This is a genomic window from Actinomadura sp. ATCC 39365 (assembly GCF_054392275.1).
This window is the reverse complement of the sequence record NZ_CP184335.1, coordinates 10,382,592-10,394,663: the sequence shown is the minus strand read 5'-3', so window position 1 is coordinate 10,394,663 and position 12,072 is coordinate 10,382,592. Positions and strand designations below refer to the sequence as shown.

At 74.2% G+C, this 12,072-nt stretch carries 9 protein-coding genes; 5 read left to right on the top strand and 4 right to left on the bottom strand.

Annotation, left to right across the window (positions count from 1 at the left end):
• The first annotated feature begins 5 nt into the window (after positions 1–5).
• From ACNF49_RS49650 to ACNF49_RS49640, 3 genes are all read left to right on the top strand, one after another.
• Complete coding sequence (locus ACNF49_RS49650) at positions 6–638, top strand: anticodon-binding protein (protein ID WP_482942027.1); 633 nt, start codon at positions 6–8, stop codon at positions 636–638.
• Between the two features lie 163 nt (positions 639–801).
• A complete protein-coding gene (gene lysA / locus ACNF49_RS49645; protein ID WP_482945690.1) occupies positions 802–2,142 on the top strand; it encodes a diaminopimelate decarboxylase in 1,341 nt (446 codons plus the stop codon).
• Positions 2,139–3,428, top strand: coding sequence for a homoserine dehydrogenase (locus ACNF49_RS49640; protein ID WP_482942026.1), 1,290 nt, complete (start codon positions 2,139–2,141; stop codon positions 3,426–3,428). The genes lysA and ACNF49_RS49640 overlap by 4 nt, the downstream gene beginning before the upstream one ends.
• A gap of 16 nt (positions 3,429–3,444) precedes the next feature.
• Here the strand turns inward: ACNF49_RS49640 and ACNF49_RS49635 are convergent, their stop codons facing one another.
• The 4 genes from ACNF49_RS49635 to ACNF49_RS49620 are packed head-to-tail and all read right to left on the bottom strand — an operon-like array spanning position 3,445 to position 9,093.
• A complete protein-coding gene (locus ACNF49_RS49635; protein WP_482942025.1) occupies positions 3,445–5,133 on the bottom strand; it encodes a glycosyltransferase family 2 protein in 1,689 nt (562 codons plus the stop codon).
• Entirely contained in the window at positions 5,130–7,166 is a 2,037-nt protein-coding gene (locus ACNF49_RS49630; RefSeq protein ID WP_482942024.1) for a glycosyltransferase, read from the bottom strand. The genes ACNF49_RS49635 and ACNF49_RS49630 overlap by 4 nt, the downstream gene beginning before the upstream one ends.
• Complete coding sequence (locus tag ACNF49_RS49625) at positions 7,163–8,659, bottom strand: glycosyltransferase family 2 protein (RefSeq protein WP_482942023.1); 1,497 nt, start codon at positions 8,657–8,659, stop codon at positions 7,163–7,165. Before ACNF49_RS49625 ends, ACNF49_RS49630 begins: the two co-directional genes overlap by 4 nt.
• Positions 8,656–9,093: a hypothetical protein gene (locus tag ACNF49_RS49620; RefSeq protein ID WP_357971037.1), complete on the bottom strand. Its 438-nt coding sequence runs from the start codon at positions 9,091–9,093 to the stop codon at positions 8,656–8,658. The genes ACNF49_RS49625 and ACNF49_RS49620 overlap by 4 nt, the downstream gene beginning before the upstream one ends.
• A 236-nt stretch (positions 9,094–9,329) precedes the next feature.
• Here ACNF49_RS49620 and ACNF49_RS49615 point away from each other — a divergent pair, with 236 nt between their 5' ends.
• Together ACNF49_RS49615 and ACNF49_RS49610 are read left to right on the top strand one after the other, a co-directional pair.
• Positions 9,330–10,400, top strand: a complete 1,071-nt coding sequence (locus tag ACNF49_RS49615; protein ID WP_482942022.1) for a glycosyltransferase family 2 protein — start codon at positions 9,330–9,332, stop codon at positions 10,398–10,400.
• Positions 10,397–12,046 (top strand): glycosyltransferase family 2 protein, encoded by a 1,650-nt coding sequence (locus ACNF49_RS49610; protein WP_482942021.1) that lies wholly within the window; start codon positions 10,397–10,399, stop codon positions 12,044–12,046. Before ACNF49_RS49615 ends, ACNF49_RS49610 begins: the two co-directional genes overlap by 4 nt.
• Positions 12,047–12,072 lie beyond the last annotated feature (26 nt).

The window sequence follows — 12,072 nt, the reverse complement described above, 5'->3', positions numbered from 1 at the left end:
AGGCGATGACCGACCTGCTGGCCGAGGCGCTGGAGGAGGTGCTGGGGGAGCCGCCGGCGCCCGAGGGCACGTGGGAGCGGGAGGCCGTCTACGTGTCGGCCGCCGCGCTGCGCCGCCGCGTCCCGCCGGCCGAGCTGGCCGCGCGGGTGCGGGCGGTGGAGGGGGTGGCCGGGGCGCAGGCGCGGCCGAACGGCTTCCTGCGCATCGTCGTGGACGTGCCGGGACGGCTGGTCGAGTCGCTGAACCCGCCGGACCTGCCCGAGCCCGGCTGGCCCGACTTCCCGCGCACATGGGACAACCCCGGCTTCGTCGTCCGGTACGCCCATGCCCGCGCCTGCGCGGTGCGGCGGTGGGCCGGGGAGCTGGGGGTGCCGCGCACGGGGTTCCGGCCCGAGCTGCTCGACGGGCCCTACGACCGCCGGGTGCTGCGGGTGCTGGCCGAGCTGCCCGGACGCGCCGTCAGCCGCGACCCCGGCTGGGACGCCTTCGCGGTCCGGCTGGCGCTGGCCTACCACGACGCCCACGAGCACGCCCCCGCCGTCCCGATGGGCGACGAGCCGGTCCGGCCGGTGCACACGGCCCGGTTGCGGCTCGCGGAGGCCGTCCGGGGGGTACTGGTTGGGCCGGAAAGATTGTGATGGATCGTAAAATATCCGGCTAAAGCGCGAAAAATCGTGAATATTTTGCTTGTGGACCTTGATCGCGTCTCGATACGTGGGCAGCGGTCCTGGAAGGGGTGGCGGTTCCGATAGCCTCGATCGGGTGAGCTTCGTCCATCCAGCCGGGGACCGGCACGCCGAGATGCTGCCCCACGAGCGCCCCCCGATGGCGCCCGCCGACCTCAACCGGATCGACCCCACGATCTGGCCCCGAACGTCGACCCGGACCGACGGCACACTCACGGTCGGCGGCGTCGACGTGCGCGACCTGGCCCGCGAGTTCGGCACGCCGCTCTACGTCCTCGACGAGGCCGACGTACGCTCACGCATGCGCGACTACGCCACGGCCTTCCAGGGCTCCGAGGTCCACTACGCGGGCAAGGCGTTCCTGTGCAAGGAGATCGTGCGCTGGCTGGCCGACGAGGGCCTCGGGCTCGACGTCGCCAGCGGCGGCGAGCTGGCGGTGGCGCTCAGCGTCGGCTTCCCGCCCGAGCGCATCACCCTCCACGGCAACAACAAGTCCAAGGCCGAGCTGACCCGCGCCCTGGAAAGCGGCGTCGGGCACATCGTGGTCGACTCCTACGAGGAGATCGCCCGCCTCGGCTACCTCGCCGAGCAGCTCGGCAAGCGGCCCAAGGTGATGATCCGGGTGACCACCGGGGTCGAGGCCCACACCCACGAGTTCATCGCCACGGCCCACGACGACCAGAAGTTCGGCCTGTCGCTCAACACCGGCGCGGCGGCCGAGGCCGTGCGCCGCATCCTCGCGCTGCCGCAGCTCGACCTGGTCGGCCTCCACTCCCACATCGGGTCGCAGATCGTCGACACCGCCGGGTTCGAGGTGGCCGCGCGGCGGCTGGCCACGCTGCTCGTGCAGATCAAGGACGAGCACGACGTCGTCCTGCCGGAGCTCGACCTCGGCGGCGGCTACGGCATCGCCTACGTCGACGGCGACGAGGCCCCCGACATCAAGGAGCTGGCCGACGGCCTGCGCGAGATCGTCACGAAGGTCTGCGCCGACGCCGGCCTGCCGGTGCCGCGCCTGACCGTCGAGCCGGGCCGCACCATCGTGGGTCCCGGTGGCATCACCCTCTACGAGGTCGGCACGGTCAAGGACGTCGAGGGCCTGCGCACGTACGTCAGCGTCGACGGCGGCATGAGCGACAACGTGCGCACCGCCCTCTACGGCGCCGAGTACACCGCCACCCTCGTCAGCCGCGCCAGCGACGCCGAGCCCATGCTCAGCCGCCTGGTCGGCAAGCACTGCGAGAGCGGCGACATCCTCGTGCGCGACTGCCACCTGCCCGCCGACCTGGCGCCCGGCGACCTGGTCGCGGTGGCCGCGACCGGCGCCTACTGCCGCTCGCTGGCCAGCAACTACAACTACCTGCCCAGGCCCGCCGTGGTCGCCGTCGCCGACGGCGCGGCCCGGGTGATCGTGGCGGGCGAGACCGAGGACGACCTGTTGAGGGGGCAGCTGTGAAACCGCTGAAAGTGGCTCTGCTGGGCTGCGGCGTCGTCGGCTCGCAGGTCATCAGGCTCCTGCACGAGCAGGCCGACGACCTGGCCGCGCGCATCGGCGCCCCGCTCGAGCTGGCCGGCGTGGCCGTGCGCAGGCTCGGGCGCAAGCGTGACATCGAGGTCGACCCGGCGCTGCTGACCACCGACGCCGAGTCCCTGGTCACCCGCGACGACATCGACATCGTCGTCGAGGTGATCGGCGGCATCGAGCCGGCCCGCACGCTCATCGTGGCCGCCCTCGAACGCGGCAAGTCGGTCGTCACCGCCAACAAGGCCCTGCTGGCGGAGGACGGCTCGTCCCTGCACGAGGCGGCCCGCCGGGGCGGCGGCGACCTCTACTTCGAGGCCAGCGTGGCCGGCGCGATCCCGCTGCTGCGCCCGCTGCGCGAGTCGCTGGCCGGCGACCACGTCAAGCGCGTGCTCGGCATCGTCAACGGCACCACCAACTACATCCTCGACAAGATGGACACCACGGGCGCGTCCTTCACCGACGCCCTGGAGGAGGCCCAGACGCTCGGCTATGCCGAGGCCGACCCGACGGCCGACGTCGAGGGCTTCGACGCCGCCGCCAAGGCCGCGATCCTGGCCGGCCTGGCCTTCCACAGCCGGGTCACCGCCGACAAGGTGCACCGCGAGGGCATCACCGAGATCACCGCGACCGACGTCGCCTCCGCCAAGGCCATGGGCTACGTCATCAAGCTGCTGGCCATCTGCCAGCGCTCCGACGACGGCCGTTCGTTCGGCGTGCGGGTGCACCCGGCGATGATCCCGCGGACCCACCCGCTCGCGGGGGTGCGCGAGGCGTACAACGCGGTGTTCGTGGAGGCCGAGTCGGCCGGGCAGCTCATGTTCTACGGCAAGGGCGCCGGCGGCGCGCCGACGGCCTCGGCCGTGCTCGGCGACCTCGTGGCCGTCGGCCGCAACCGGCTGGCCGGCACCCACGGGCCCGAGGAGTCCACCTACGCCGACCTGGCCGTCCACCCGATGGGCGACACGGTCACGCGCTGCCACGTGGCGCTCGACGTGGCCGACAAGCCGGGCGTGCTGGCGCGGGTGGCCGACCTGTTCGCCAAGCACGACGTGTCCATCCAGACCGTCCGCCAGGAGGGGCACGGCGACGACGCCCAGCTCGTCATCGTCAGCCACCGCGCCACCGACGCGGCCCTCACGGCGACCATGGAGGGGCTGCGCGAGCTCGACATCGTCCGCGCGGTCGCCGGCGTGATGCGCGTGGAGGGCGACGACTGACGCCCGCCCCGCCCGGTCAGCGGGCGGGGAAGGCCAGGTCGCGGACGCGGCGTACGGCCCGTTTCAGGACCGTGCGGTTCTGTTCGCGGGCCAGCCGCATCGCCTCGCGCCGCCAGCTCTCGGCCTTCTCCCGCCAGCGGGAGGCGTCCCTGCCGTTCTTGGCGGCCTCCCGGCGCAGCTGGGCGATCTCGGCGCGCAGAGCGGCGACGCGCTTGCGGTGGAGGGTCAGGTCCTTCTCGTGGCGGGTGGTGAGCAGGGCTAGCTCGGCGACCGGCGGCCGGCGCGGCGGATAGACGTCGGGGCGGCGGCGCAGGCCCCACGACGCGCCGTCGGCCCATTCCAGGCCGTACAGGGTGTCGATCAGGTCGTCCGGGTGGTCGTCGGGGGTGGCGACCAGGGCGGCTCTGGACAGGGCGGCCGTACGGTCGAGGCGGGCGGCGACCACGCCCTCCGGGGTCTCGTCCAGGGCCAGGCACAGGCTGCCGAGGTCGTGCTCGTCCAGGTGGGCGATCAGGCGTTCGAGCGTGCCGGGGGAGAGGGTCCAGCCGGGCGGCACGGTCAGGCGGAAGGGGGCCGTCGTGCCGGCGGGTGGCCCAGGAGGCGGTTCGGTGGCCAGCCGCACTCGTGGGTCGTGCTCGAAGGTGGCCTTGAGCAGGCGCAGGTCCAGGTCGGGGTCGCGCAGGGGCGAGCGGCGTCCGGTGGGCAGCGCGGGCCAGGGGCCCGTGAGGGTGAGGCGCACGTCGGGGACGGAGGAGGCGAGCAGGGCGTCCGCGGTGGCGCGGGTGTCCTCGTAACCGCCCGCCGTCACCACCGCCTCCACGTACGGCACCAGCCACTGCCGCCCCGGATCCGTCCGCAGATACCGCCGGTAGGGAACCCGGTCGGCCACGTAGGGGTCGTTGTACCGCTTCAACGCGGCGACGTCGCGCATCGCGGTCGGCAGGCCGACGTGCCACGCCCGCGCCTGCGGGTCCGGGACGAACACCGCCCCCGCCTGCACAAGCCGGTACCCCAGCTCGGTGTCCTCGGCCAGCACCAGCGAGGTGTCCAGGCCGCCGATCGAGCGCAGCAGCGCCGCCGGGTACGACGCCGTGGCCCCCACGTGCACGCGGGCGGCCGTCGCGCCGGAGGCCGTACGCAGGCCGTCGTGGTCGTGGATGATCTTCTCGGCCCAGTCGTGCCGGTGCGGTGACAGCGGGAACAGGCCGTCCTCGGTCCCCGCGTCCAGGGCCTGGACGACCTGCTCCGGCGTGGGCGGCTGGCCGGCCGAGGTGAAGTCGATCCAGCCGAGCACCACGACGTACGGGGCCAGGTGATGCCACCGGAGCTGGGCCTCGACGTGCCGCCGGTGCGGGACCATGTCGGCGTCCAGCACGAGGACGACCTCGCCGGCGGCGGCGTCCAGGCCCGCCTGCACGGCCCAGGCGCGCCCCCAGCCGCCCGGCGGGCTGGAGATCAGCTTGGTGCCGCCCGGGGCCAGGTCGGGCAGGCGGATGGGGGTGGCGCTGCCGTCGTCCACCACGATCACGTCGAGCAGGTGCGCCGGGTAGCTCTGCGCGGACAGGGCGGCGAGCGTCAGGTCCAGGGTCTCCTGGCGGTCGTGCGCCGGGATGACGACCGTGACGGCGAGCTCCGGCTCCCAGGCCCCCAGCTCGGGAGGGTCGAGGACGCCGAAGTCGTTGCCACGGATGCGCGGGACGGTCATGGGCGGCTGCTCCCCTCCAGCTCCATCAGGGCGTTCGGGCGGAACCCGCGCCACTGGCGCCGGTTGCGGCGCAGGAACGTGCCGATCGGCTCCTGCCAGGTGTGGGCGGAGGCCGGGCCGCGGCGCAGGATGTAGCCCAGGCCGTGGGTGCGGTAGATCTGGCCGCCCGCCGCCTGGAGGGCCTCCTGGAACTGGGTGTCCACCGAGCGGCGCAGCGGCCGGAAACCGCCCACGGCCTGGAACGCCGAACGCTCCACCAGGATCGTGCCGCCCGCCACGAAGCTGGTGATCTGCTCGGTGACCTGGCTGCGGTGCACGGTGACGTCGATCGAGGCCAGGTAGACGAACTCGGGCACCGTGCCGACCACCTGCGCCCCTGAGTAGGCGTGGGCGAGCAGCAGGTCGGCCAGGAAGTCGGGGCCGTACCAGTCGTCGTCGTCCATCTTGAGCAGGAACGAGCCGGAGGCCCTGGCGGCGGCCTCGTTCAGCACCTCGCCGAAGACGGCCGCGGGGTCGGCCTCGTACACGGTCAGCGGACCGCCGAAGGCGGCCAGGGCGGCGGCGACGTCGGGGTGCTCCCGCGGGACGCCGTGCAGCGCGAGCACCACTTCGAGCTGGGCGTCGCGCTGGCGGGCGATCTGCCGCAGGGCGAACGGCACCATGTCGGCGCGCCGGGTGGCCAGCAGGACGGAGGTGAGCGGGGGAGCGGGGGCGGGCGCGCCGAGCTGCTCCCATCGGGCGGCCACGCCATGGGTGCGCAGGGCGGCCCGGCGCAGCCGGATGCTGTGCTCCTCGCGCCGCAGCTCGTCGGACAGGTCGGGGGCGGCGGGCAGCAGCGTGACCAGCTCGTCCCCGAGAGCGCCCGCCCAGCGCGGCACGGCTCCGGTGGCCAGCGGCACCCCGGCGGCGGCCAGACCGGCCAGCACCCGCACGGCCGCCAGCGGGCCGCTGTGCGGATGTTGCCAGCTCACCTCGACGCCGCGGATCTGCCGGAGCCTGGCCACGTCGGCGTCGGTGACCCCGCCCGACTCGGCGAACGTCGTCACGACCTTGCCGTCGAGCAGCACCGACCAGCGGCCGTCGCGCTCGGTCAGCGCGGCCATGCCCCGGGACGGGGTGGTCACGAAACCCTGGGGGTTCACCAGCCGCTCGTCCACGGGCGGGACCATCGACGGCTCGCCGAGCACGTCGGGATCGGCCAGCGGCGACCCCGCCCCGCCGGGACGTCCGATGCTCTCCCAGCTCGCGGCGACGATCGTGGGCCGTTCGACGGGCGCCTGATCCCCGGCCCAGCCGATCCCGCCCGGCTCGCCGGACGCGCCCGGCGTCAGGGCCGGGGACGCGTCCGGGGCGCGGCCGTCGCCCGGCGGGCGCAGGGCGTCGCCGGCCAGGCCGCGGAGGGCGTCGTCGCCCAGCGTGCGGAGCACGACGTCGCTGCCGGGCGCGCCGACGCGTTCGGGGACCGGGCCGCTCACCTCGGCGGGCGTGGCGTTCGGGTCGCCGGGACGCCAGTCGGCCGAGCCGATCCCGGCGATGCCGGCGGCGGGTGCGGCGATCACGTCCAGGCGGTGCCCGGCGAAGGCGCGGGCGGTGGCGGTGACCGTACGGCCGGCGGGCGTCGCGGCCGAGAAGCGGGCGTCCACCACCCACACCCGGCTCCTGGGCTGGTACACCCGCAGGTCGGTCAGCGACCGCCAGCGGTGCGCGGGGGTCGGCGTGGGCACGGGGGCCGGGTGTGAGGCGGGGGCGTCGAGCACGCACACCACCACCCGCCCGGCCAGCGGGAGCAGCTTGTGCAGGGTCGCCACCCTGCGCAGGTCGGCGGGCGTCCTGGCGAGCACGAGGACGTGGTCGGCCGACTCCGGCTCGGCGGGCGGCTCCAGCAGGTCCCGGTCCAGGTCCACGGCCCGGCCCGCGCCGTCGGCCGGGAAGGCGTGGCCCTCGAGGCCGGCCAGGAACACCCGGGCCTCCGGCAGCTCCGCCAGCAGCGCGGTGACCGTCCGCCGCTCGGCGGACGATTGATCGGCGATCATCCGGCGCTCCGCAGGTGCCGGATCAGGGAGCTCAGCGGCCCGGGAGCGGGGTCCTCCTCGTCCTGCGCGCGGGACAGGCGCTCGACCTCGGCGGCGAGCCGGTCGACCTGGGCCCGCAGCTCCTTGGTCTCCGCCAGCCGCCGGGCCGCCAGCGCGCGCCACTTGGCCGGGTCGCCGCCCAGCGGCGGAGGCTCCGCGGCGGTGCCGAAACCGTGCTCGCCGCCCTCGACCCACAGGACGCCGAACAGCTCGTCCACCAGGTCGTCGGCGGCGCCGTCGTAGCGCGCGGCGCGGGCGAAGGCGGCCGTGCGCTCCAGCCGGGCGGCCACGACCCCGTCCGCGTCCTCGGCCAGGGCGACGCAGAGCAGGCCGAGCAGGTCCTCGTCGGCCAGTCGCACGAGCCGGGCGAGGGTGTCGGCCCCGAGGACCCATCCGGCGGGCAGCCGCAGCAGGAACGGGGTGGGGGCGACGCTGACCGGTTCGCTTTCCGCGAACGTGACGCGCGGCTCGTGGGCGTACAGGTTGTGCAGCAGCCGCAGGTCCAGCAGCGGGTCGTCGAGGCTGGACCGGCGCTCGCCGGTCAGCCGGCCCCAGGGGCCGACGACGGTGACGGCGGCGTCGGGCAGCGTGCCCGCCAGCGCCGCGTCCACGCTCGCCCGGGTCTCCTCGTACGTGGTGGCGCTCACCACGACCCGCACGTACGGCACCCGCCAGTGGCGCCGGGGATGGCTGCGCAGCCAGCGCAGCTGCGGCACGAGGTCGCCCAGGTAGGACCAGTTGTGCCGGTGGACCTCCTTCTCCCGCGACATCACCGTGGACGGCCCGACGTGCCACGCCCTGGCCTGCGGATCGGGCACGAACACCGCCCCCGCCTGGGCCAGCCGGTACCCCAGCTCGGTGTCCTCGGCCATGTTGAGCGAGGTGTCCACGCCGCCCGCCGCGCGCAGCAGCTCGGCGCGCACCGATGTGGAGGCCCCCGTGTGCAGCAGGTACGCGCTCGTCCCCGCGTCCTTCAGCATCCGGGTCGACTCCAGGGTCTTGCGCGTGTACTCCGGCTGCGTGCCCTCCTCGCCCGGGGCCGTCACGAACCGGATGTCGCCGATCACCACCGCGTGGTCGAGCAGGTGGTGCCAGCGCATGTGCGCCTCGAGGTGGTCGGGGGCCAGGATCATGTCGGAGTCCAGCCAGTGGATCACCTCGCCGGTGGCGGCCAGCTGCCCGGTCTGCCGGGCCGCGCCCCGTCCCCAGCCGTCGGCCACTCGGACGACGCGGGCTCCCGGCAGCTCGACCGGCGGCGTGCTGCCGTCGTCGGCGACCACGATCTCGACGAGCCCGGCCGGATAGGTCTGCGCGGCCAGCGCGGACGCCGTGCGCTCCAGCGCCTCCTGGCAGTCGTAGGCCGGGATGACCACGGACACGCGCAGCTCGGGCGTCCAGTCCCCGATCGCGGGCGGGCGCAGCACCCCGTAGTCGTTGTGCCGGACGCGGATCATGCCAGGCCCTTGGCCAGCGCGCGAACCTCCTCGCGCAGCTCCTCGACCTCCCGGGCCCTGGTCATGGCGTTCACCCGGTCCTCGCCGAGCGAGGCGAGGATCGCCCCGATGTCGTCGGCCCGCCGCGCGGCCGACTCCTCGACGGCCTGGACCAGCAGCTCCAGCCGGGATTCGAGGTTCTTGACCGCGGTCGTCGTACGGGCGAGCTCGGCCTCCTGCTTCTTCATGCGCAGGTCGATCCGGTGCGCCTTGCCGTCCACGCGGCGGACGGTGAGCAGCAGCAGGGCGAGGGCGGCCAGCGTGACCGCGAACGCCGCGACGGCCGCCGCCGCACCGAGGGTGAGCAGGCCGGCCAGGACGAGGAGGGCGAGCACCCCGGCGGCCACGACTGCGAGAAGTGCGGCGGCCGCTGCCAATCGGCGGGGCGAGAGCATCCGCGCAAACCTTTCATAGTCACGACTAGTCGGGCATAGGAGGATGGGCGGGATTTTTGCCACCCTAATAAACCCTGACCTCTACCGTGCCATAAGTTCCTGGAGGAAAACTGGGAACCCGCTGCCTCGGGGCCCACGCCGCCCGCCATGCGAAAGCTGCCTGTCTGTCTACTGACGTGTAAAAACGGGCGTAAGGTAGGCGCCGATCCCGTCCGTCCGGTCAAGGAGCATCGTCCATGTCCGTCACCCCCTGCGGCTTCACGCGTACGCCGGGCAAGGGGTTCGCCCGGCTGCACTGGGCGGACGGCTGGCAGGTGGACGGCGGATCGCCCGACGTGCCCGAGCTGCGTTCCCGGCGGGGGCTGGAGGTCGACTGGCCCGCCGCGCCGGTGCCGCTCGACGGTCTGACGGAGCTGGCCGGCGCCGGGATCCCGCTGACCGCCCAGCATGCCCCGGCGTGGGTGCCGGGCGACCTGGCCTCGCTGCTCACCGACCGCGACTGGCTCGCCGAGCCCGCTGACGGCACCGCGCGCTCCCTGGCCGACCTGCGGCGGGAGGAGCACAGCGTACGGCTGCGGCGGCTGGTCCACCGGCCCGCCCGCGCGACGGTCAGCATCGTGATGTCGACCAAGCGGCCCGCCCTGGTCGGCGCGGCGCTGGCGCAGATGGAGCGGCAGCGGGGCGTCGAGGCCGAGGTCCTGCTCGGCCTGCACGGGGTGGCCTTCGAGCAGGTACGCGCGGCCGTCGAGGCGTGCTCGCTGCCCGTCAAGTGGGTCGAGGCGGCCCGGACGGTGCCGTTCGGCGAGGTGCTGAACCGGGCCGCCGCCCTGGCCTCGGGCGACTACCTCGCCAAGTGGGACGACGACGACTGGTACGGCCCCTGCCACCTGTCCGACCTGCTCATGGCCCGCTCGTACGCCGATGCCGACGTGGTGGGCACGACCGCCGAGTTCTTCTACCTGGAGCCGTTGCGCGCCACGATCCGGCGGACCACGTTCGCGAGCGGAGCGGCGTACCCTAGCGAGGTTTGGGCGGATCATGTAGCCGGAGGCACCATTTTGCTCCAAAGCGCGAAATTTCGGGAAATTGGAGGATTTCCCGCTCTCCCGCGTGCGGTCGATCTGGAGTTCCTGAAAGCGGCGCAAAAGATCGGCGCGCGCACCTATCGCACGCACGGCCTCGGCTACGTCCTGCGCAGGGGGCTCACCGAGGAGCACACCTGGCAGCTGCCCCTGGCCCATTTCGTCAGGATCGCCACGAACCAATGGCACGGCTTCCGGCCGAGCCTGCTGATGGAAACCGCATGAACAACGGCCAGAAGCCGCCGGTGCGCGGCAACGACTACCGCGTGCTGCGGCCCGGGGCGGACCTCACCCCGTCGCTCACGGTCAGCGTGATCATCCCGGCCTACGGCGGCCAGGACAAGCTGGACCTGGTGCTGGCCGGCCTCGCCCGCCAGACCTACCCGGCCGCGCTCACCGAGGTCATCGTCGTGGACAACGGCAGCGTCCCGCCCCTGCGGCTGCCCGCCGTCCGTCCCGAGGGCACCCGCCTGATCGTCTGCGACCAGCCCGGCCGCGCCAACGCCCGCAACGCCGGCCTGGCCGAGGCCACCGGCGACGTGATCCACTGGCTCGACTCCGACGTCGTCCTCACCCCGGGCGCGATCGAGGCCCACATGCGCTGGCACCACACGGCCCCCTACCTGGTCGTGACCGGCTACATCAGGTTCACCGACGCGGAGCTGCCCGCCGAGCTCCCCGCCGACCTGGAGGAGCACTTCGAGCCCGCCGAGCCGCACACCTGGATCGTCGACCTCGTCGAACGCACCGACGGCCTCACCGCCAACCCCCAGCGGCCCTTCAGCCTGCACGTCGGCGGCGCGACCTCGGTCGGCGCCCGCCTGATCGAGGCCGCCGGCCCCATGGACGACGAGCTGATCCTCGGCCAGGACACCGAGATGGGCTACCGGCTGGGCCAGGCGGGCGCGGTGTTCGTGCCCGAGCCACGAGCCCGCGCCTACCATCTCGGCCCGACCATGCGCATGCGCGACAAGGAGTCCATCGACCGGGTGAGCCACGCGTTCGTGGCCGACCGCATCCCGGCGTACCGGTGGTTGCGCTCTCATCCGTCCCGCCAGTGGAAGATCCCGTACGTCACCGCCGTCGTGGACGGCACGGCCGGCTACGACAGCGTGCGCGCGACGGTGGACGCGCTGCTCGCCGGGACCGTTCCCGACCTGTCGGTGCTCCTGCTCGGCCCCTGGGACGAGCTGGACCGCGAGCGCCGCTCCCCGCTCAAGGACCCCGGCCTCGACCTGGCCCTGGTCCACGGCCACTACCTGCACGAAGGACGGGTGCGCCTGGTCACGGCCGAGGAGGTGGACCCGGCCACGCCGTTCGTGCTGCGCCTGCCGACCGGCTGGATCCCCGGCGAGGACACCCTCGCCCGCCTGCTCGACCTGGCCCGCGACGAGGGGCTCGGCCTGGTCGCCGTGCTGCTGCGGGAGTCGTCGCAGGGCGTCGTGGCGGCCCGTCTGGAACGCTGCTCGGCCTTCGCCAGGGCCCGCATGGTGGCCGCCGACCACCCCGGTGACCCCGGCGACCTCGACGACGTGGTGGACGCCGTGTCCGGCGTGTCCTGGGTCGAGGGCGAGACCTACGGGTTCACCACGGAGGCGGCGCCGCTGATCGGGCGGCGCGGGGCGTACCGGGCGCGACTGGAGGCCCAGGCCGAGATGGAGCGGCTGGCGGCGGAGGCCGACCGCCTGCGCGCCCAGGTGACCAAGTGGCGGGACGAGGCCACGCGGTGGCGCAGGACGGCCGTCGAGCTGCGGCGCGACGTGAGCACCCTGCGCCGCCAGCTCGCCGCCGCGAACCGCGCCCAGCAGAGCCTGCGCACCCTGCTGTCGGCCACGATGAAACGAGCGCTGGGCCGCCGCCTGCGCGGCTGACCCCGTCCCCCGGAACGTCCCCCCGG